This window comes from Aeromonas sp. R5-3 (assembly GCF_040908225.1).
In the GTDB taxonomy this organism is placed as follows: Bacteria; Pseudomonadota; Gammaproteobacteria; order Enterobacterales; family Aeromonadaceae; genus Aeromonas; species Aeromonas dhakensis.
This window is the reverse complement of record NZ_JBFODH010000008.1, coordinates 74,919-95,615: the sequence shown is the minus strand read 5'-3', so window position 1 is coordinate 95,615 and position 20,697 is coordinate 74,919. Positions and strand designations below refer to the sequence as shown.

General features: G+C 61.6%; 15 protein-coding genes. 3 read left to right on the top strand and 12 right to left on the bottom strand.

The genetic code is table 11. From position 1 onward, the window contains the following. Positions 1 to 75: 75 nt before the first annotated feature. Positions 76 to 621, bottom strand: coding sequence for a glycine zipper 2TM domain-containing protein (locus tag AB5Y95_RS03315; protein ID WP_010633922.1), 546 nt, complete (start codon positions 619 to 621; stop codon positions 76 to 78). Between the two features lie 507 nt (positions 622 to 1,128). Here AB5Y95_RS03315 and AB5Y95_RS03310 point away from each other — a divergent pair. Then, positions 1,129 to 1,317, top strand: coding sequence for a hypothetical protein (locus tag AB5Y95_RS03310; protein ID WP_005301113.1), 189 nt, complete (start codon positions 1,129 to 1,131; stop codon positions 1,315 to 1,317). A gap of 53 nt (positions 1,318 to 1,370) precedes the next feature. On the opposite strand, the gene AB5Y95_RS03305 is transcribed toward AB5Y95_RS03310, so the two are convergent. Then, positions 1,371 to 2,897, bottom strand: coding sequence for a YfcC family protein (locus AB5Y95_RS03305; RefSeq protein ID WP_368159499.1), 1,527 nt, complete (start codon positions 2,895 to 2,897; stop codon positions 1,371 to 1,373). 635 nt (positions 2,898 to 3,532) lie between these two features. Here AB5Y95_RS03305 and AB5Y95_RS03300 point away from each other — a divergent pair. Both AB5Y95_RS03300 and AB5Y95_RS03295 read left to right on the top strand, forming a co-directional pair. Further along, entirely contained in the window at positions 3,533 to 5,155 is a 1,623-nt protein-coding gene (locus AB5Y95_RS03300) for an acyl-CoA synthetase (RefSeq protein ID WP_368159498.1), read from the top strand. Positions 5,156 to 5,294: 139 nt separating this feature from the next. Continuing rightward, the gene (locus tag AB5Y95_RS03295; protein ID WP_368159497.1) at positions 5,295 to 6,779 is read left to right on the top strand and encodes a P-loop NTPase fold protein; all 1,485 of its coding nucleotides are present in this window, start codon (positions 5,295 to 5,297) and stop codon (positions 6,777 to 6,779) included. A 29-nt stretch (positions 6,780 to 6,808) separates the two neighbouring features. On the opposite strand, the gene hisIE is transcribed toward AB5Y95_RS03295, so the two are convergent. The 10 genes from hisIE to hisD all read right to left on the bottom strand — a co-directional run bounded on the left by hisIE (position 6,809) and on the right by hisD (position 20,688). Then, positions 6,809 to 7,444, bottom strand: a complete 636-nt coding sequence (gene hisIE, locus AB5Y95_RS03290) for a bifunctional phosphoribosyl-AMP cyclohydrolase/phosphoribosyl-ATP diphosphatase HisIE (protein ID WP_043171379.1) — start codon at positions 7,442 to 7,444, stop codon at positions 6,809 to 6,811. Continuing rightward, positions 7,437 to 8,210, bottom strand: a complete 774-nt coding sequence (gene hisF / locus AB5Y95_RS03285; RefSeq protein WP_010633929.1) for an imidazole glycerol phosphate synthase subunit HisF — start codon at positions 8,208 to 8,210, stop codon at positions 7,437 to 7,439. The genes hisIE and hisF overlap by 8 nt, the downstream gene beginning before the upstream one ends. A 180-nt stretch (positions 8,211 to 8,390) precedes the next feature. Further along, positions 8,391 to 12,362 carry a PAS domain S-box protein gene (locus AB5Y95_RS03280; RefSeq protein WP_368159496.1) on the bottom strand — a complete coding sequence of 1,324 codons (3,972 nt, stop codon included), beginning with the start codon at positions 12,360 to 12,362 and terminating at the stop codon, positions 8,391 to 8,393. Next, complete coding sequence (locus AB5Y95_RS03275) at positions 12,359 to 14,512, bottom strand: PAS domain S-box protein (protein WP_337079451.1); 2,154 nt, start codon at positions 14,510 to 14,512, stop codon at positions 12,359 to 12,361. Before AB5Y95_RS03275 ends, AB5Y95_RS03280 begins: the two co-directional genes overlap by 4 nt. Then, on the bottom strand, positions 14,505 to 15,614 hold the full coding sequence (locus AB5Y95_RS03270; protein ID WP_368159495.1) for a two-component system response regulator: 1,110 nt from the start codon (positions 15,612 to 15,614) through the stop codon (positions 14,505 to 14,507). The genes AB5Y95_RS03275 and AB5Y95_RS03270 overlap by 8 nt, the downstream gene beginning before the upstream one ends. A gap of 151 nt (positions 15,615 to 15,765) precedes the next feature. Next, positions 15,766 to 16,515 (bottom strand): 1-(5-phosphoribosyl)-5-[(5-phosphoribosylamino)methylideneamino]imidazole-4-carboxamide isomerase, encoded by a 750-nt coding sequence (gene hisA, locus AB5Y95_RS03265; RefSeq protein ID WP_017778983.1) that lies wholly within the window; start codon positions 16,513 to 16,515, stop codon positions 15,766 to 15,768. A gap of 5 nt (positions 16,516 to 16,520) precedes the next feature. Next, positions 16,521 to 17,150 (bottom strand): imidazole glycerol phosphate synthase subunit HisH, encoded by a 630-nt coding sequence (hisH, locus tag AB5Y95_RS03260; protein WP_117403626.1) that lies wholly within the window; start codon positions 17,148 to 17,150, stop codon positions 16,521 to 16,523. Then, positions 17,150 to 18,280: a bifunctional histidinol-phosphatase/imidazoleglycerol-phosphate dehydratase HisB gene (hisB, locus tag AB5Y95_RS03255; RefSeq protein ID WP_368159494.1), complete on the bottom strand. Its 1,131-nt coding sequence runs from the start codon at positions 18,278 to 18,280 to the stop codon at positions 17,150 to 17,152. Before hisB ends, hisH begins: the two co-directional genes overlap by 1 nt. 15 nt (positions 18,281 to 18,295) lie before the next feature. Then, a complete protein-coding gene (hisC, locus tag AB5Y95_RS03250) occupies positions 18,296 to 19,366 on the bottom strand; it encodes a histidinol-phosphate transaminase (RefSeq protein ID WP_368159493.1) in 1,071 nt (356 codons plus the stop codon). Then, on the bottom strand, positions 19,363 to 20,688 hold the full coding sequence (hisD, locus tag AB5Y95_RS03245; RefSeq protein ID WP_319906169.1) for a histidinol dehydrogenase: 1,326 nt from the start codon (positions 20,686 to 20,688) through the stop codon (positions 19,363 to 19,365). The genes hisC and hisD overlap by 4 nt, the downstream gene beginning before the upstream one ends. Positions 20,689 to 20,697: the final 9 nt, after the last annotated feature.

Genomic DNA, 20,697 nt, shown 5'->3' with positions numbered 1-20,697 from the left:
TGTTGCAGGCCAAAGTGCCGAAAACAACGAGGCCCATCACCAGGATGGGCCTCTGAGCTGGACCAGCTAACGGGATCAGCTGCCGCTCTGGGAGCCGTCGATCACCAGCTTGCCATCCTTGACCGGGATGGTGGCGCCGGGGGCCTTGTTCATGCGGATCACCCCTTCCTGACCGGCGAGGCGGTAGGTGACGTCATAGCCCAGGGTGCGGGTGCTGCTCTCCTGCACCGTCTTGCAGCGCTGCTCTGTGGTGGTGTAGGTATCACCGGCCTGCATGTTGCCCTGCACCTGGTTGCCGGCATAACCACCCGCCACGGCGCCGGCGGCGGTCGCCACCTTCTTGCCGTTGCCGCCACCGAACTGGTTGCCGAGCACGCCGCCCAGCGCAGCGCCGACCACGGTACCCAGGATCTTGTGCTCGTCCTGCACCGGCTTGCGGTGGGTCACGGTGACGTTGCGACACTCCTGCCGGGGGGTCTTGATGGTCTCGGTCACCGCTTTGCTGGCCAGCACTTCGGCGAACTGAGGCTGTGATGAAAACAGGGATCCGCTGGCGGCGGCTGACAAGGCCAGCGCAGAGGCCACACCGATCCCGACTCCTGCCAACATGGATTTGTTCATTTTCTCTTCTCCTCAAATGCATCACGGGATGCGTCTCTTGCTTGCGCTCATCTTGGCACAAGGGCAAGGAGGCACAAGGCAAAGCCCGTGCGGGCACGACAACCCCTGACTGCACCGAAAAGTGCCTCGCCAAAAAGGTGTCGGGCTTTGGCGACAAAGGTGCAGTGAAGGGAGAAAAAGCGATCTGCGAGTGGCATTTTGCGATTCAGCTGGGCCTATTTTCCCATTTTGCGCCAAGCTCCTGCCACCAGCCGGCTGGCGCAGTGGCAAACAAGGGGGGCCTAGTCGTCAACAAGGGCCAGTCAGGGTGTGCCAACCGCTTGATAAATCACTGTTGCCAGGATGGCTGGCGGCCGATAACAGATCACGGCAAGCATTATGCTTGCTCTGTTGGCAGAGAGGATAAATCGCGCGTCTCTGGCGGCCCGCAGCAATGTGAGCCGGCAGGTCGCCACCCGCAGTCAGGCCAGATTCGGCTGCGGTCATCCGGTCAGCAAGGGGGTTCATATGTCGATGCTGCCAAGATGGATACAACCGGCCGTGCAGGCCGGCATCATCACCCGGGAACAAGCCCAGCGGCTGCTGGACTCCCTCTATCAACCCCTCTGCGAGACGGCGCAGGAGCTGCCCGCCGACATAGCCGACATCAGCCTCAAGCTCTTCTGTTTTCGCCAGCAGCACAGGGTGCGCCACTAGTTCCCCGGATCTGCGCCGCAGTTTAAGCCTGACCCCGCCGCCGGGGTCAGGGGCTAGATCATCATCACCTGCGCCACCAGCATCAGGGCACCGAAGCCTAGCACAAAGCCCACCATGGGCAGCACGAACCTGACCCACTGGTTGAACTGGATGCCGAGCATCTGCAGGGTGACCAGCACCAGCCCGGTGGGGGCCAGGAACAGCATGGCGTATTGCCCCCAGTTGTAGGCCGACACCACTATATAGCGCGGGATCATCACGGTATCCGCCAGCGGCGCCATGATGGGCATGGAGAGCACCGCCAGCCCCGAGGAGGAGGGCACCACCAGCCCCAACAGGGTGAACACCAGCATCTGGGCCACCGCAAACACGGCGCCGTGCATGCCGGCCACCAGACTGGAGGCGTAAGCCAGGATGGTGTCCGAGATCATCCCCTGATCCAGCACCAGGTTGACCCCCCGCGCCAGCCCGATGATGAGGGACACCGCCACCAGCTCGGACGCCCCCTGGGTAAAGGCCTCGACCGCCTCTTTCTCCTTGAGTCCGGAGATAAGGATGATAACGATGGCGACGGCCAGGAAGGAGGCAGCCATCTGCGGGAACCACCAGCCAGCCATGGAGACGCCCCACACCATCAGGGGGAAGGCGAGGATGAACAGGGTCAGGATGATCTTGCGGCGCAGGGTGAAGGGGACCCCTTCATCGAGGGAGCCCTCTTTCAGGAAGCGGGCCCGAAAGCTCTCTCTGTCCTCATAGGTGTAGGAGAAGGCGGGGTTGGCCTTGATCTTCTTGCAGTACCAGTAGAGGTAACCGATCACCACCAGGGTGCCCACCAGACAACCGACGGCGCGAAAGCTGAGCCCCTCGGTAAAGGGGATGCCGGCGGCGTTGGAGGCGATCACCACCGAGAAGGGGTTGATGGTGGAGAAGGTGGTGCCCATGGAGGCGGCCAGGAAGATGGCCCCCACACAGACGATGGCGTCATAGCCGAGCGCCAGAAAGATGGGCACCAGGATGGGGTAGAAGGCGACGGCCTCCTCCTCCAGCCCACAGGTGGTGCCCCCCAGCGCCATCACCAAGCAGACCAGCGCCACAAACAGGAACTCGTTGCCGCGGGTCTTGCGCGACAACGCCACCAGTCCGGCATTGAAGGCGCCGGTCTTGTTGATGACGCCGATCAGTCCCCCCAGCACCAGGATGAAGACGATGATGTCGGCCCCCTCTATGGTGCCCTTGACCATGCTCACTGCCACGTCGGAGAGCCCCTTCGGCGCCTGGGCCAGCCGTTCATAGGTACCGGGGATGGCGATGGGCTTGCGGATGGTGCCATTGACGAACTGCTCCACCCCGATATTGATGTCGAGTCTGGTCAGCTCATCCTGAGTGGCGGGCACTCGCCGGGTTTCCCCTTGCGGCGTGTTGATGGTCAGCATATGGCTGGCGGCATTATAAGAGAGCTTGGCATAGGCGCCCGCCGGAATTATCCAGGTCAGCCCGATGGCCAACAACATGATCAAAAACAAGATGGTAAACGCGGTGGGAAATTGTCTGCGGGTCTGGGTATTCGGCTCGGCACACATAAAATGCTCCTCGATAAAGCAGGTTCGGGCTCGGCGGAATATCGGGTCGATAGGGTTCCTTCGTCATGCAGCGGGAGTGCGCAAACTCACTGGTTGTAGCGCATCGTATGGCGAGAAATCTGGCCTGATATTGAACATCCGGTAGATTGTTTCACCAAGAAACCATAACCCGCCGAGGGGAAGCATGAACAGCGCTGCGGGCCTGCTTTATGGAAGCCGTCACAAAATATATTTCATGAGGAATCTGTCATTAATTTATTGGCAATAAACCGATGTGCTTGCTTATGCCATAAATATCCAGCTGGCATTGTTTGTAAATATATCCATATCGGCAAGCCTGCAACCAGATATGGCCAGCTTGCATGCCAACATCAGCATATTCATTATTTGCCGGGTTTTATGCCGAGGATATTGGCCGTCGATATTTGTCGCTGAAAAAACAGGCACCGACATGCGGCTCGGTCAGATTGGCGTCGCCGGCGCAGCGCCTCTAAGACGTTTTGCTAATACCTGTGGTCATCACCTCGCGCTAGGCTGTGATCCCCGATACGAGCACCCTCTGGCAGGACGCCAGACGATGGTTGCCGGCGCTCCCGAGAGCGCACCGCTTTTGCTACCTGCGAGGAAGGAACCCGATGACAGAGCAGAACATCTATCAGCGCGATCTGGAAAAAAATCCTGCCAATTACCAGGCGCTGACCCCCATCAGCTTTCTGGGACGGGCCGCCCGGGTCTACCCCGACTATCCGGCGCTGATCCACGGCCCCCTGTGCCAGAGCTGGACCCAGACCGAGCGACGCTGCCGCCAGCTGGCCTCGGCCCTTCGCCTGCGCGGCATCGGCGAGGGGGATACCGTCTCCATCGTCGCCCCCAATACCCCGGCCATGTTCGAGGCCCATTTCGGGGTGCCCATGAGCGGCGCCGTGCTCAACACCATCAACACCCGGCTCGATGCCGAGTCGATGGCCTTTATCTTCCAGCATGCCCAGAGCAAGGTGGTGCTGGTAGACCGGGAGTTTGGCGCCGTGGTGCGCAAGGCGCTGGCATTGATTGAACTCGCGCCGTTGCTCATCGCCATCGACGATCCCCTCTATCGGGAGGGGGAGCTGGTCGGCGACCTCGACTATGAGGCGTTTCTTGCAGAGGGCAATGGGGATGAGCCAGGCTGGCTGCCGCAGGATGAGTGGCAGGCGATCTCGCTCAACTACACCTCCGGTACCACCGGCAACCCCAAGGGGGTGGTCTATCACCATCGCGGCGCCCACCTCAATGCAGTCAACAACGTGCTCTCCTGGGAGCTGCCCAAGCACAGCGTCTATCTCTGGACTCTGCCGATGTTTCACTGCAACGGCTGGTGTTTCCCCTGGACCCTGGCGGCGACGGCCGGGGTGAGCGTCTGCCTGCGCCATGTGCAGGCGGCGGCCATCTATGAGGCGCTGCACGAGCACAAGGTGAGCCACTTCTGCGCCGCGCCCATCGTGCTCAACATGCTCAACAACGCCGATCCGGCCCTCAAACGCGGGCTCGACCACCCCATCAAGGCGATGACGGCAGGAGCGGCGCCCCCCGCCACCGTGATCGCCGGCATGGAGGCGATGGGGATCGCCGTGACCCATGTCTACGGCCTCACCGAAACCTATGGCCCCTGCGTGCTGTGCGAGCCGCAAAAAAGCTGGCAGGGGCAGGATGCCACCACGCTGTCGCGTCTCAAGGCACGCCAAGGGGTAGCCTCACCCCTGCAGGGGGAGATGCGGGTCATCAATCCGGTCAGCGGCGAGCCGGTCCCCCAGGATGGCAAGACCATGGGCGAAATCGTGCTGCGCGGCAATGTGGTGATGAAGGGCTATCTCAAGAACCCCTCCGCCAGCGCCGAGGCGATGGCGGAGGGGTGGTTTCGCAGCGGCGATCTGGCGGTGTGGCACCCGGACGGCTACGTGGAGATCAAGGACAGATCCAAGGACATCATCATCTCTGGCGGGGAGAACATCTCCAGTCTGGAGGTGGAGGACGTGCTCTATCGCCACCCCGATGTAGACGAGGTGGCGGTGATCGCCATGCCGGACGAGAAGTGGGGGGAGGTGCCCTGCGCCTTCGTCAAGCTCAAGGAGGGGCGTGAACTCACCCAGGCCGAACTCATTGCGTTTTGCCGCGAGCAGATGGCCCATTTCAAGGCCCCCAAGCGCATCATCTTTACCCCGCTACCGAAAACCTCCACCGGCAAGGTGCAAAAATTTATGCTGCGCCAGCAGCTGGGGTAGGAGCTAGCTACTCTTATCCCAAGTTTTAAGTTGGTGCCATTCTGCCTGGAGCAATATGGCGCCAAACTTCTATGTCCATCAAACTCTTTCGAGGCTCACTCTGGTAATATCCTGCTCAATATCGAGGCAGGGAAATATTATGACGCGTGCAGAATTTAATTGGGAAAACTCCATTGCATGGAGTGGTCCGGGTACCATTGAAGGAGTGCAGGATACTCTCGCAGGAGATCGACTGGATCGCGCTCGCTATGCCGAATTTCTGACCAATTATCTGGCGACAGAGGGCAAACAGCGCAACTATGTGTTGAACCTCAATGCCGAATGGGGGGCAGGCAAAACCTGGTTTATCAAGCGCTGGTATATGGAGCTGAAGCAGCACTATCCCACCGTCTATATCGATGCCTGGCAGCAGGACTTTTCTGATGACCCCTTGCTGACGGTGATCTCATCGATTATCGAACAACTGAGAGATGCTGCGGGAGATAAGCTTGCCGTACCTGATGGCATTAAATCAAAGCTTTTAGGATTGTTAAAAATTGGTGGAAAATTAGTACTCAAGTCAGCCATTAAAAAAGCTGGACTGGAAGATGGTGACTTTTCTATGGAAGGAGAAGACGTAGACAAGCTGGTTGATATGCTTTGCAGCAATCACAAGGAGCGTTATGAATCTATTCAGTATCTCAAAACAGAGATACGACAATGGGTCGAGGGGGCTGTGGGTTTAAGTGAGAAGAAACTCGATTATCCCGCATTTATCTTGATTGATGAGCTTGACCGTTGTCGCCCTTCCTATGCGGTAGAAATGCTGGAAACGATCAAGCATATATTCGAGATCCCTGGGGTGGTGTTTGTCCTAGCAACGGATACCGAGCAACTACAACATGCAGTGAAGTCTATCTATGGAGAAGGGTTTGACGGAAAGAAATACTTTGAACGATTTTTTGATAGCCAGAAAACCTTAAAAAGAAGTCCAAGAGAGCAAATGGCAAGCTCAAGGCTTGCTCTGTACGGAGATGATATTTGGCTGCCAACTGAGAGTGTTCTATATCCAAGACTCTCAAAAGAACAGATCGCCAAAATAATTGCTGAAATTTCGAGTGCTTTTGGAATGTCAGTAAGAGACATGAATAGAATGATATCCAATTTAGTTGCTATCATTTCTAACCTGAAGAAGAGTATTGATATTGTATTTTTGATTGTAATGTACTGTCTTTATATAAGAAAGAAGGATGTGTATAATTTAGCATTCATGGATGCTGAGTTAGTTCGGAATTCATTACCCCAGAGTAATAGTGCAAGTTTTTCTTGGTCAACATGGGTTAATGACTTTGATGTTGCTTTTCTGAAAAAAATACAAGTTACTTTGAATCTTTCTTTTTTAGACCAAAGGTGTCAAAGTATTGAGTCTTCAATTGATGTTTTTGATTATTTTGTGTGGGTCTATTCTACAGTGCTAAACGATAATCAAAATGCTGTTTTTCTTAGTGGTCAGCTTGAGTCTGAAGTAATGTTTCACGAAGCATCATATAATCTACAAAGAGCAGTAATCAAATTGGTTAATAAAACATCTTGCTGTGATTTGGCAGAGTATCATGATTTACTCACCTTGGGGATGAATGAATAAACGGGCTATCAGCCCGTTTATTTTTTTGCTTATTTGTTGTGGCGCTCATAAAGCCGCTGCACCACATCCTTCAACGCCAGCCCTTCGTTTTGCAGCAAGACCGTCAGGTGGTAGAGCAGATCGGCGGATTCGTTGATAAGTTCCTCCCGATCCTTGGCCATGGCGGCCAGCGCCACTTCGACACCCTCTTCACCCACCTTCTGGGCGATGCGCTTGGTGCCCTTGCCATAGAGGCTGGCGGTGTAGCTGGTGGCCGGATCCGCGCCCTTGCGTGCCGCCAGAATCTGCTCGAGCTCGGCCAGGAAGCCAAGGGGCGGCACTGGGTGGCCGTCGAAGCAGGAGGGATTGCCCAGATGGCAGGTGGGGCCGACGGGGTTGGCGGCAATCAGCAGGGAGTCCTGATCGCAGTCGGTGGTGATGGCGACCAGCTGGAGCACATGGCCCGAGCTCTCCCCCTTGGTCCAGAGGCGCTGCTTGCTGCGGCTGAAGAAGGTGACCTGGCCAGTCGCCAGGGTTTTATCCAGGGCTTCCCGGGTCATAAAACCCTGCATCAGCACTTCGCCGCTGGCGGCATGCTGGACGATGGCGGGGATCATGCCGTCACATTTCGCCCAGTCCAGGCGCTCAGCCAGCGATACGTCGTTGTTTACAGCTTGATTATTCACGGATGGCGACTCCTTCGGTTTTCAGCCAGCGTTTCAGTTCAGGAATGGGGATAAGGCCTTTGTGGAACACTGAGGCGGCCAGCGCCCCGTCCACGTCGGCGAGGGTGAAGGCATCGCGAAAGTGCTCCATGGCACCGGCGCCGCCGGAGGCGATGAGCGGCACCTTGCAGACGGCCCGCACCAGCTTGAGCTGCTCGAGATCATAGCCCTGGCGCATGCCATCCTGGTTCATCACGTTCAGCACGATTTCACCGGCGCCACGCTTTTGCGCCTCCTGCACCCAATCGAGGGTATGCCAGGCGGTGGTGCGGGTGCGGCTCTCGTCACCGGTAAACTGCTTGACCTGATAGTGACCGCTCTGCGCATCAAAATAGGAGTCGATGCCCACCACCACGCACTGCACGCCGAAGCGCTCGGCCAGTCGGGTGATGAGGGTGGGATCGGCTAGTGCCGGCGAGTTGATGGAGACCTTGTCGGCCCCGAATTCCAGGATCTGGCGGGCATCCTCGACACTCTTGATGCCACCGGCGACGCAGAAGGGGATGTCGATGACCTCGGCCACCCGGCTCACCCAGCTCTTGTCCACCACCCGCTCATCGCTTGAGGCTGTGATGTCGTAAAACACCAGCTCGTCGGCCCCCTCGCTGGCGTAGCGGCGGGCCAGCTCGACGATGCCGCCCATCACCTCGTGATTACGAAACTGCACTCCCTTGACCACCACGCCATCTTTGACGTCGAGGCAGGGGATAATACGCTTTGACAACATGCTCGTTGCTCCATGTAAAGCACTGTTAAAACTAACGTTGTTGCTAACGGGCCCGAGAACCCGGTGGCGAGTGAAAAAATGTCAATGGCATGCTTTAACAGCGGGTTCCTGTACGGGAGAAAAGACCGGATCCGGACGGTGTTTTCACGCGGGGGAACACCACTATATGCACGACTTTATTCAGTGATTCAACCCTTTATCCGCCCTGTTGGCCCCCTGGGGTCCCTTGCTGCCATCGGGCTGGCGTGCCAGTGGATCCCCATGAGCATCATCCGTTGCCAGCAGTGCCCGCAGAGTGAGCAGGGCCCCATCAAAGTCGAACACCTTGAGCTGACGGGCCAGCGTCTCGCCCCGGGCGCCCAGCGTGAGCATCAGGGGGGCGGCATACTGCTCGAACAGCGGCAGTACGGCAGTGTCGCTTTGCAGCAGCAGATCTTCCATCTGACGCAGCAGCGGTTGTTGCCACTGGCCGCCAAGGGGGGCCGAGGTAGCGGGGATCAGGCGCTCCTCCTCTCCCAGCAGGTTGAGCAGCTCAGAGAGGTGGCGCTCGATGGGCATCATCAGCTCGGCCGGGGCCAGGTTTCCTTTGGCAAGGGCCTGCTCCAGCTGCTGACAGAGCGCGGCCAGCTCGACCAGCCCCAGGGTGCTGGCAACCCCGCGCAGGGTGTGAACCAGCCGGGTGGCGGCGGGCTTGTCACCGGTTTGCAACTGAGCGGCCAGCTGTTGCATGTCCAGACTGTGTTCGCTGGCGAAGTGGCGCAGCAGGGTCACGTACTTGTTCTGATTGCCCTGCAACACCGCCAGCCCCTGTTGCAGGTCGAGCCCAGGCACCCCTTGCAGGCGGGCGAGGGGGCCGATCAGCAGATCGCTGGCCCGGCGTTGATAACCAGGTTTGGCGGCTGAGCTGTTGGGCAGCCACTGTTGCAGCGCTGCAAACAGGCGGGTCGGGGTGACCGGTTTGGCAATGAAGTCGTTCATGCCGGCGGATTCGCAGGCCCTTCTGTCCTCTTCAAAGGCGCTGGCGGTGAGCGCCAGAATGGGCACCTTGTCCCAGCCCGGTAGCGCCCGGATGGCGCGGGTGGCGCTGTAGCCATCCATCAGCGGCATCTGTATGTCCATCAGGATGAGATCGAAGGGGTGCTGACTGACGCGCGCCAGCGCCTCCTGGCCGTTCACCGCCGTCTCTATGACCAGGCCGCTGCTGCCGAGCAGTTCCAGCACCACCTCGCGGTTGATGGCGTTGTCCTCCACCAGCAGTACCCTGGCATGGTTGGCGAAAAAGAGCGCCTGCTGCACAGTCTGCTCAAGCAGGGCTGGCTGTTGCGGCTCGCCCTGGCCTGCCGAGAGGCGGGCGGTAAACCAGAAGCAGCTGCCCTTGCCGAGGGTGCTGCTGACCCCCACATCCCCGCCCATCAGGGTGGCAAGCCGGCTGGTGATGGCCAGTCCAAGGCCGGTGCCGCCATATTTGCGGGTGGTGGAGACGTCCGCCTGCTCGAAGGCCTGGAACAGCTTCTCGGTCTGTTCCGGGCTGATGCCGATGCCGGTGTCCTCCACCTCGAAGCGCAGCAGATAGTCGCTGCCAAGCTGGCGCTCCGGTCGTACCCGCAGGGTGACCGAGCCCTGCTCGGTGAACTTGATGGCATTGGCCGTGTAGTTGAGCAGCGCCTGACGCAGGCGAGTGATGTCGCCGTGCACCCAGGCCGGGGTGTCGCCGATGTCGACTATGATGGTGAGCCCCTTGGCGCGGGCCTGCTCGCTCATCAGGGCGCTGACGTTGTCCAGCATGGCGGTGAGGGAGAAGTCGCTCTGCTCCAGCGCCATCTTGCCGGCATCGATTTTGGAGAGATCCAGAATGTCGTTGATGATGGTGAGCAGATGCTGGGCGGCGTTGTCGATCTTCTCCAGCCGCTCCTGCTGGGTGTGATCCGGCGTGTCGCGCTTGAGCAGATAGGTGAGCCCCAGAATGGCGTTCATGGGGGTGCGGATCTCGTGGCTCATGTTGGCCAGAAACGCACTCTTGGCGCGATTGGCGCTCTCCGCCCGCTGGTGGGCCTGGGCCAGTTGCAGGGTGCGCTCGTCAACCATCTCCTCCAGGTGGTAGCGGTACTGATCGAGCTCCTCGCCGAGCTGCTTCTTCTCGGTAATGTCGGCCTGTACCGTCACGTAGTGGGTCACTACCCCGTTCTCCTGGCGGATGGGGGAGACGGTGGCCAGCACATGATAGTGGGAGCCGTCCTTGCGTTTGTTGATGAACTCGCCGTGCCAGCGCTGGCCGCGCTTGATGGCGTCCCACAGGGCGATATAGGTGGCCCTGGGGGTGAGGCCGGAGCGCAGCAGGGTCGGGGTCTGGCCGATCACTTCGCTCAGCTGGTAGCCGCTGGTGGTCAGGAAGGCGACGTTGACATACTCGATGCGGGCCTGGGTATCGGTGATGAAGACGCCGTCCGGGCTTTGCTCCAGCGCGAGCGACAGCTGGCGCAGCTGCTGCTCGGCCAGTTTGCGCTCTGTGATGTCCAGATGGATGCCGAGCAGGCGCAGCGGGCGCTGCTGGGCATCCCGATAGACGCTGCCCTTGCTGCTGAGCCAGCGCACCTCGCCGTTGGGCAGCAGGATCCGGAACTCGAGCTCCACCGGTTTGCCGCCGGCGGGAAGGTCTGCCAGCAGCTTGTCGATGCGCGGCTTGTCGTCCGGGTGCAGGCAGCGCTGCCAGGTGTGGATCTCGCCGAGCTGCTCGGCGCTACGGCCATAGAGGCGGGCGCACTCGGGGGAGAAGTAGAGGCGACCACTCTGGATGTTCCACTCCCAGATCCCGATGTGCGCCCCCTCCTGGGCCAGCAGCAACCGCTGTTCACTCTCGCGCAGGGCACTGCTGGTGGTCTCGGCGCGGATGCGGGCGCTGATGGCGTCATCCATCAGATTGAGCGCCGCCAGTCTGGCGCGGCGCTGGGTATCGAGCGCTATCTGCTGGTTGTGCAGCAACTGCTGCTCGGCCAGCTTGCGCTCCGTGATGTCCTGTACCGTGCCGTAAAGCTCGACTATGGTCCCCTCGCTGTCTCGAAGCGCTGCCCCCCGGGCGATGATCCAGGCTGGCTCACCCTGATCGTGGATCACCTCGGCGTCGCACTCGTAGGGTTGACCATCCTGCAGGCAGCGTTCGACCGACTGGGCGATGGTTCGCCACCCCTCCTGGGTGAAATACTTCTTCACTTCGGGATAGATGGCAGGGGGCAGGGAGGGATCGCGGCCATAGATGCGGTAGATCTCCGGCGACCAGAAGTGGCTGTCATCGGCGATGTGCCAGCGCCAGTTGCCGATCTTGGCCAGGTGCTGGGATTCACGCAGGATCCCCTCGTTGCGGCGCAGGGCCTCCTCCGCCTCCTTGCGTTGCTGGTTGTCCTCGATCACCGAGATGAAGTAGTCGGGCTCCCCCTTGAGGTTTTTGACCAGTGCCACCGTCAGGGTGATCCAGAGGATCTCGCCTCCCTTGCGCAGGTAGCGCTTCTCCAGGGTGTACTGCTGGCGTTCGCCGGCCAGCATCTGGGTCACATAGGTCTGGTCGATGAAGAGATCGTCCGGGTGGGTGATCTGCTGAAAGGTCATTCCCATCAGCTCGTCGGCCTGATAGCCCACCATGTCGCACAGCCGCTGGTTGACCCGCAGCCACTTGCCGTCAGGGGCGACCAGGGCAATGCCGACCGCGGCCTGTTCGAAGGTGGCCTGGAAGCGGGTCTCACTCTGTTGCAGACGGGACTGGATGCTGGCCAACTCTTGCCAACGCTGGGTCTCCCGGCTGCGGGAGTGGTGCACCGCGGCGCTCAGCAGGCTGATGAGGATGCCGTTGACCTCCAGAATGCCCCACTGCACCAGATCCTGGCCGGAGCCGATGCGCAGCTCGTGGACCGGGAGCAACACGAAGTAGGCCGTGAGCAGGCCGCTCATCAGGGTGCAGAGCAGACCGGGCAACAGCCCCCCCAGCAGGGCACAGATGATGATGGGCAGCATGAACAGCACCAGCAGAGGGCGCTCGCCAAAGGCGATGGGCAGCTGGACCCGGATCTGCAGCATCAGGACGGGCAGCAGCAGTGCCAGCAGGCAGGCGCCCCAGCGCTGTTTGGTGGGGCGAAGATGCCACAGCGAAGACCAGTTCATCATAGGGACTCTTCCGGCGGAGTGGGGGCCTGCGGGTAGGGGGGCTGCTCTCCGAGCTGGAGCGACAATTCATTGATCTTGTGCTTGAGGGCCAGCATGGCGAGCTCCCTGTCCACCATCACCTTGTTGAACCGCTCCAGCTCGTTGTTTTGCTGGCGCAGTTCGCTCGCTTGGCGGGTCAGGGCCTGTTCGACCTGCTCCCGCTCCGTGATGTCCAGCAAGAGGCCGAGCACGGCGGGCTGGCCACGGTAGTCGACGCGCCGGCCGTACAGCTCCATCTCGATGTTCTGGTGATCGTGATGCAGGGCGGTGAAGCGGGTGTGGATCTCGCTGTCTTCCTGCTCGCAGCGCTGCAGCTGTTCGGCCACCCTGGCGCTGTCCTTGGCACTGGCCAGGGCTGGCAGGGAGCCAATCTTCAGCAGTGCCGCAGTCGAACCGTAGCCGAACAGGCGGGCAAAACCGGGGTTGATGTAGCAGAGTTGACCCTGCTGGATGATGTAGATGCCGGCCAGGGATTGCTCCACCAGGGCGCGGAACAGCCCTTCACGCTCGCGCAGGCCCGCTTCGGCCCGCTTGAAGTCGGTGATGTCGCGAGAGATGCCAAAGATACCGATCACCTCGCCATCGCTGCCCTGCAGCGGCCCCTTGGTGGCGAGAAACACCCGCTCGCCGCCTGGCAGGGTCAGAAACTCCTCCTGGGTCTGCACCCGGTTGCTGGCAATCACCTGGCGGCCAATCTCCATCAGCATGCGCGCCTGATCGGGGGGAAAGATGGCCGTGTCATCCTGGCCCAGCATCTCGCTGGCCGACTTGCCGACGAACTGGCTGGCTGCCCGATTGAACAGGATGTACTTGCCCTCCAGATCCTTGGCGAAGATGGCGTCTTCCGAGCTGTCGGCGATGGCGGAGAGCAGTTGCAGCGCCTGCAGCCGACCGGCCTGGGACTGGCGAACCTGCTCGGCCATCTGCAGCCGGGTGTGCTGGCGCAGCAGTACTATGCCCGCATTGGTAATGAAGAGGGCAAGCAGGCCGATGAGCCCGATCCAGATGCTCTCTTTCAATACCGCGCGGTTGAGCTCCGCCTCGTCTATCTTGGCCAGCAGGTACCAGTCGGTGCCCAGTACCGGACGGGCGGTGCCAAACACCGGCACGTTGCGATAGTCCCGGCCAAAGAAGATCGCTTTGTCCTGGGCGTCGTGATCATGGCGCAGGTACTGGGCCGCCAGCAGCTCCTTGCTGCTGGCCGGCAACTGCAGGCTGAGGGCCGAGTCCGGACGATAGCGAACGTCATTGATGAACTGGATCTGCTCGCCGTTGCGGCGAAACAGCAGGGCTTCGCCGCTGCTGTCCGGCACTGGCCAGGTCTTGAGAATGCTGTTGAGGGGATCGCTGCTGCTGATCTGCAGCACGATCAGGGGGGGCTTGCCGTCGGTCACCGGCAGGGGAGCGATGAAATCGAGCCGGGCATGCCCTTGCTCGTCCAGGTAGGGGCCCACCCGGCTGATGCGCCCGGCGCTGACACTGGCCAGGGCATTGCGCAGCGCGGAGTTGAGACCGCTGGCCCCCTGCGTCTGCCACAGCACCTCGCCACCCGGCGCCAGCACGGTGGCGGCGCTGAAACGGCGGATGGAGAGAAACTCATCGAGCCTGGCCATCAGGTCGGCCTGGCCGGCATGGCTGGTCTGGGCTTCGCGATAGAGGGCGCCATAGAGCGGGTTTTCGAGCAGGATGTGGGCGTCGAATTCGCGGGAGTTGAGCCACTCGGTGATGCGCTTGCCTTTAAGGTCGGCAATGGTCTCGAGCCGGGTCGCCTCCTTGTCCTGGGTCAGATTGATGTTCTGGGCGATGGCCATGGCGGTCAGGGCGATGATGAGGCCATTGAACAGCACGAAGGGAAGCAGTTGGCGCCTCGATGGCGTGCTGCTGACGGTGGGCTGATCGATGCGCCGGCGCAGCATGGCGTAGAGCAGGGTGGCGGTGATGACAATGAACAGCCACCCCTTGATGGTACTGGCCAGTGCAAATTGCGCCGGGGTGCTGAACAGCCACTCCACCGCCTTGTCGGAGAGCAGGATCCACAGGCTCGCCACGGCGGCATAGGTGAGCACCACATTGAGTACATGGGCCCGGGTCAAGGGCGGCCGTTCAGCCATGAGGGACCTCGTTGTCGTCCTTGTAGCGCTCGGCGATGGCGATGAACTCGTCGAAGTGGCAGTCAAAGGCGGTCACCACGTCCGGGTCGAAATGCTGGCCGCTGCCGGAGAGGATCAGGGAACGCGCCTCGTCATAGGGCATGGCCGCCTTGTAGACCCGCACGTTGATGAGGGCGTCGAACACATCCGCCAGCGCCATCAAGCGGGCCGAGAGTGGAATGGCGTCTCCCACCAAACCATCCGGATAGCCGCTGCCGTCCCACTTCTCGTGGTGCCAGTGGGCGATCTCCTTGGCCAGGGTGAGAAATACCAGTGGCTGATCGATGTCCCGTTCTGCCTCCTCGATGGCATCGCTGCCGAGCTTGGCGTGGGTGCGCATGATCTGCCACTCCTCGGGCGTCAGCTTGCCCGGTTTTAGCAGGATCTGATCCGGTATGCCCACCTTGCCGATGTCGTGCAGCGGGGCCGAGCGGCTCAGCAGGTCGATGTAGCGGGGGGTCAGGGTCTCGGCAAAGCGGGGATGGGTCGACAGCGCGCTGGCCAGTTGTCTGACATAGCCCTGGGTGCGCAGGATGTGATTGCCGGTTTCGGGATCGCGGATCTCCGCCAGATGGGCGAGGGCGCGGATGGAGACCTGCTGGGTCAGATCATTTTCCGCCATGCGCCGTGCCACTTCGGCCTCCAGCGCGGCATTCTGGTTTTGCAGACCGTCACGGGCCTGCTTGGCCTCCAGCTGGGTGCGCACCCTGGCCTGGACGATGGCGGGTTTGATGGGTTTGGTGATGTAGTCGGCGGCTCCCAGCGACAGGCCGTACTCTTCGCTCTGGGGGTCGGCGAGGGCGGTAAGCAACACGACCGGGATGCGGCTGGTTTGCCCGTTGAGACGCAGCTGCTTGAGCACCTCGTAGCCGTCCATGCCAGGCATCATCACATCCAGCAGAATGAGGTCCGGTGTGATCTTGCCGGTAGCGATGCGCAGGCACTTCTCTCCGCTCTGGGCCGCGAGCACCCGGTAGGTGGAGGAGAGCAGGTCGGTCAGCACCATCAGATTCTCGGGGGAATCGTCGACAATCAGGATGGTGGCGGAGTGAGATGTAAACATAGATCCTCCGTGACGTTGTCTCAGTGAGTTCGAGTATAGAGTCAATTGTTACCAAGTAATAAGGACTTACCCCGATTTACCCCTTGCTGGAGAGAGGCCCGCAGGCGGGCCTTCACCAGTCAACGTCAGGAGGTTGTCTGCTGTGGCGGGATCAGCCGGCGCTGCCGTGGCTGCCCCAGCAGGCGATGGCGTCCCCCACCGAGAACTTGCCCTCCAGCAGGGCGCGACCGAGGATGATCCCCTTGACCCCGGAGCCCTTGAGCGCCTCGATATCCTCGATGCCGCCAATGCCGCCGGAGGCCTGGAAACCGACGCTCGGGTAGCGGGCGCAGAGATCCCGATAGAGTTCGACGTTGGTACCGGCCAGGGTGCCGTCACGGCTGATGTCGGTGCAGAGCACGTGCTTGAGCCCGGCGGGCAGGAAGCGCTCGATCAGTGCCTCTATGGTCACCCCGCTATTCTCCTGCCAGCCGGCTACCGCGATATGGCGATTGCCCTGGGCGTCGATATTGACGTCCAGTGCCAGCACGATGCGCTCGGGGCCGTATTTCTCCATCCAGCTGGCCACCAGATCCGGCGATTTGACGGCGGTGGAGCCGATCACCACCCGGCTGGCGCCGGCGGCCAGCAGATCCGCCACATCCTGCTCGCTGCGCACGCCACCCCCCACCTGCACCGGCGCCTCGGTGGCCGACAGCAGCTGGGCGATGAGGGGGAGCTGGCGCGCCTTGGCATCCTTGGCACCGTCCAGATCCACCAGGTGCAGCTGCACCGCTCCCTGGGAGACATATTCATCGAAGCGGGCCTGCGGGCTGTCGCTGTAGGCGGTCTTCTGGCCGTAGTCGCCCTGATAGAGCCTCACGACTTGGCCGTTAATCAGATCAATGGCTGGGATAATCATCCTTGTTAAAGCTCCAGAAAGTTTTGCAGTAGGCGGGCACCGGCCGCGCCGGAGCGCTCCGGGTGGAATTGGGCGCCAAAGAAGTTGTCACGACCGACGATGGCGGTAAACGGCTGGCCGTAGTCGCAGGTGGCGATGGTGGCGTCGGTCACCTCCAGGGCGTAGGAGTGGACGAAGTAGAAGTAGCTGCCGCTTGGGATCCCCTTGAGCAGCGGGTGGCTCTCGTCGTGCTCCACCTGATTCCAGCCCATGTGAGGTAGGCGCAGGTTGCCCACCTCCATCAGCCGGATCTTGCCAGGGACTATGCCGAGGCAGTCGATAAGCCCGCCCTTGTCTTCGCCCTCACTCATGATCTCTTCGGAGGCCTCCGCCAGCATCTGCATGCCGAGACAAAAACCCAGCAGCGGCTGTTTGGCGGCGCGAATGAGCGGCACCAGATTGCGCTCGTTGAGGTTCTTCATGGCGGCCACGGCGGTGCCGACGCCGGGCAGGATCAGCTTGTCGGCCGCTTCGATGTCGGCCGCCTCGCGGGAGACCCGAGGCGCTGCGCCGAGGCGCTCGAACGCCATCCTGACCGACGCCAGATTGGCACACCCCGTATCGATGATGACCAGCTTCTGCTTGTTCACTTCCATCACAGTACTCCCTTGCTGGAGGGAAGCTCGCTCCCTTCCACTCGAATGGCCTGGCGCAGGGCGCGGCCAAAGCCCTTGAACAGCGCCTCCACCTGGTGGTGGGTGTTGCCGCTGCCCACCTTCATCTGCAATGTGATGGCCATGGCATCAGAAAGTGAGCGGAAGAAGTGGGGCACCATCTCGGTGGCCATCTCGCCCACGCTGTCGCGGCCAAAACCGCTCGGGCAGTCGAACACGAAGTAGGGGCGACCGCTCAAATCCAGCGCGGTGGCGACCTCCTGCTCGGTGAGCGGGGTCTCTTCATCTGCACGCGGCCGGCCATCGATCACCGCCTGCACCTCGTCCATCGCCAGCACGAAGCCGAAACGACCGATGCCGCGCTTGTTGCCAAGAGCCTGGCGCAGGGCCTGACCGAGCGCGAGGCCGACATCTTCTACCGTGTGGTGATCGTCGATGTGCAGATCGCCGCTGACCTTGAGCTTGAGCCTGAAACCGGCGTGGGTCGCTATCTGATCCAGCATGTGATCAAAGAAGCCGATGCCGGTTTCAATCTGGTTGCCGCCGCTCTTGTCTAAATCCACCGCCACCTGGATGCGGGTCTCCTTGGTGCAGCGCTCAATCTCGGCCACGCGCCCCTTGGAGAGCAGCTGATCACGGATGGCGAGCCAGTCGTGATCTTGCGGGTGGTAGCGGATCCCGCCAATGCCCATGTTCTCGGCAAGCTGCAGATCGGTCTGTCTGTCACCAATCACGAAGGAGTTGGCAAAGTCGATGCGACCCGAGGCGAGATACTCCTTGACCAGGCCGAGGTGGGGCTTACGGCAGCTGCAGCCGTCGGTGGGGAAGTGAGGGCAGATCAGCACCTTTTCCCAGCTTACTCCTTGCGATTCGAACAGGTGCATCATCAGATCGTGGGGCGGCTGGAAGTTCTCCAGCGGCAGGCTGGCGGTGCCCAGCCCATCCTGGTTGGTCACCATTACCAGCACGTAACCGGCGGCCTGCAGCTCGCGCAGTACCGGGATCACCATGGGTTCGAAGCGCAGCTTGGCCAGGCTGTCCACCTGCTTGTCGGTCACCGGCTCTTCAATCAGGGTGCCGTCGCGGTCGATAAACAAAAACGGGGTCTTCATCGCTACATCCTTGTCTTACAAAGTGGGAGAGGGCAGGTCACGCAGCACGGCCAACACGGCGTCCATCTCGCCCTGATAGCCAATGGTGACTCGAATGCTGTTATCAAGGCCCGGCTTGGTCGAGAAGTCCCGCAAGATGATGCCGGCGGCCTTCATGGCGGCAAAGACGGTGGCGCCATCCACAAAGCGCACCAGCACAAAGTTGCCCTTGTCCTCGAACACTTCCTTCACGCAGGCAAATCTTGCCAGCTCAGCCTTGAAGGCGGCCTTTTGCTTGTTGAGCTCCACCACTCGCTCGCGCATCAGCTCGAGCCCCATGGGGGAGAGGGCCTGCGCGGCTATCTGGGCGATGGGCTCGGGAATGGGATAGGGGGCGATCACCTTGGCCAGCATGGCGATCACCTCCGGGTTTGCCAGCGTAAAGCCGCAGCGGATCCCCGCCAGGGCAAAGGCCTTGGAGAGGGTGCGGGTCACCACCAGATTGGGGAAGCGAGCCAGCAGATCCACCACGGAAGCCTCGGGGCAGAACTCGATATAGGCCTCGTCCACCACCACGATGGCGCGATTCTGTGCCTTCTCCAGCAGGGCGATGAGCCCGTCGCGACCCACCAGATCCCCGGTGGGGTTGTTGGGGGAGCAGAGGAACACCAGCTTCACGTCGCCGAGGCGATCGGCGATGGCGGGCCAGTCCGGTTGGCGGCTGGCGGTGAGCGGTTGCTCGACGATACCGACACCACAGGTCTCGGCGCTGATGGCGTACATGCCGTAGGTGGGGGGGCAGATGAGGATCTGATCCTGTCCCGCCTCGCAGAAGGTGCGGATCAAGAGCTCGATGGCCTCGTCGGCACCGCGGCTCACCAGCACCTGATCGGGATTGACCCCGGCGTAGGCGGCATAGCCGTTCACCACCTCGGCCGGTTGGCACTCGGGGTAGCGGTTGAGGCGGCTCCCCTCGATGGTGAAGGGATAGGCCAGCGGGGCCTCGTTGGCGTTGAGCCAGACGTGGCCCTTGCCGCCGATACGGCGGGCGGATTGATAGGGGGTGAGGGCCCGCACCACGCGGCGCGCCAGATTGGCAATGCTCATGACAAATCCTTCTGCTGTGCTGTTTGTTGGGACGCGGCGGCCAGGGCGTTCAACCTCAGGGTGACGGCATTCTTGTGGCCATCAAGCCCCTCGGCCTGGGCGATACGCTCGACTATGGGACCAAGGCCGCGAATACCTTCGGCGCTCAGCTCCTGCACCGTGTAGCGGCGCTGATAGTCGGCGAGGCCAAGGCTCGAGCAGGTGCGGGCATAGCCGTAGGTGGGCAGAGTGTGGTTGGTGCCGCTGGCGTAATCGCCGACCGATTCCGGTGTCCATGCCCCGAGGAAGATGGAGCCGGCGTTTTCAAGCCGGTCCAGCAGCTCGCGCGGGGCGCGGGTCTGCACGATCAGGTGCTCCGGCGCGTAGGCGTTGGAGATGGCGCAGGCCTCGGCCAGATCGTCACAGAGGATCACCAGGCTTGAACCCAGCGCCTTGGCAGCGATGTCGCGCCGAGTGAGCTTGGCCAGCTGGCGCTTGATCTCGCCGTTGATGGCGTCGGCCAGCAGCGGCGAGGTGGTCACCAGCACCACCTGGCTGTCGGGGCCGTGCTCGGCCTGAGAGAGCAGATCCGCCGCCACGAAGGCCGGGTTGGCGCTCTCGTCGGCGATCACCAGCACCTCGGAGGGGCCGGCCGGCATGTCGATGGCGGCGCCGCGCCAGTCGCGGGACACCTGGCCCTTGGCTTCGGTCACATAGGCGTTGCCCGGGCCGAAGATCTTGTCCACCTTGGGGATGCTTTCGGTGCCGTAAGCCATGGCGGCGATGGCCTGGGCACCGCCGATGGCGAACACCTTCTCGACCCCGCAGGCACGGGCGGCAAACAGGATCTCGTCGCTGGCCGGAGACGGGGTGCAGAGCACCACTTCACGGCAACCGGCGATCGCTGCCGGAATGGCCAGCATCATCACGGTGGAGGGGAGCGGCGCGCTGCCCCCCGGCACGTAGAGGCCGACCCGGCTGATGGGCTGGGTGCGCAGCTCGCACACCACCCCGGGTTGGGTCTCGACCCGTACCACGGGTTGCGCTTGCGCGGCGTGGAAGGTGCGAATGTTGGCGATGGCCGCCTCGATGGCGCCCTTGATGTCGTCATCGAGGCGCTCGCAGGCGGCCTCGATTTCGGCGTTGCTTACCTGCAGTTGCTGGCGCGGGGCACGTTCGAAGCGCTGGCTCAGCTCGCGCAGGGCCTCATCGCCCCGGCTGCGTACCGAGCCGATGATCTCCCGCACCACGGCGCCGATGTCGGCTTCATCACTCAGGGCCGGTCGGGTCAGCACGTCGGCCTGCTGGGCGGGGGAGAGGGTCTTCCAGATCAGGGTCTGCATGTGTCCATC

Excerpts from the sequence above, each read along its gene's own strand:
- AB5Y95_RS03280 (WP_368159496.1), bottom strand. The coding sequence starts at position 12,362 with ATGATGAACTGGTCTTCGCTGTGGCATCTTCGCCCCACCAAACAGCGC.
- AB5Y95_RS03295 (WP_368159497.1), top strand. The coding sequence starts at position 5,295 with ATGACGCGTGCAGAATTTAATTGGGAAAACTCCATTGCATGGAGTGGT.
- hisA (WP_017778983.1), bottom strand. The coding sequence starts at position 16,515 with ATGATTATCCCAGCCATTGATCTGATTAACGGCCAAGTCGTGAGGCTC.
- hisB (WP_368159494.1), bottom strand. The coding sequence starts at position 18,280 with ATGAAGACCCCGTTTTTGTTTATCGACCGCGACGGCACCCTGATTGAA.
- AB5Y95_RS03300 (WP_368159498.1), top strand. The coding sequence starts at position 3,533 with ATGACAGAGCAGAACATCTATCAGCGCGATCTGGAAAAAAATCCTGCC.
- hisF (WP_010633929.1), bottom strand. The coding sequence starts at position 8,210 with ATGTTGTCAAAGCGTATTATCCCCTGCCTCGACGTCAAAGATGGCGTG.
- AB5Y95_RS03315 (WP_010633922.1), bottom strand. The coding sequence starts at position 621 with ATGAACAAATCCATGTTGGCAGGAGTCGGGATCGGTGTGGCCTCTGCG.
- hisH (WP_117403626.1), bottom strand. The coding sequence starts at position 17,150 with ATGGAAGTGAACAAGCAGAAGCTGGTCATCATCGATACGGGGTGTGCC.
- AB5Y95_RS03275 (WP_337079451.1), bottom strand. The coding sequence starts at position 14,512 with ATGGCTGAACGGCCGCCCTTGACCCGGGCCCATGTACTCAATGTGGTG.
- AB5Y95_RS03270 (WP_368159495.1), bottom strand. The coding sequence starts at position 15,614 with ATGTTTACATCTCACTCCGCCACCATCCTGATTGTCGACGATTCCCCC.
- hisC (WP_368159493.1), bottom strand. The coding sequence starts at position 19,366 with ATGAGCATTGCCAATCTGGCGCGCCGCGTGGTGCGGGCCCTCACCCCC.
- AB5Y95_RS03310 (WP_005301113.1), top strand. The coding sequence starts at position 1,129 with ATGTCGATGCTGCCAAGATGGATACAACCGGCCGTGCAGGCCGGCATC.
- AB5Y95_RS03305 (WP_368159499.1), bottom strand. The coding sequence starts at position 2,897 with ATGTGTGCCGAGCCGAATACCCAGACCCGCAGACAATTTCCCACCGCG.
- hisD (WP_319906169.1), bottom strand. The coding sequence starts at position 20,688 with ATGCAGACCCTGATCTGGAAGACCCTCTCCCCCGCCCAGCAGGCCGAC.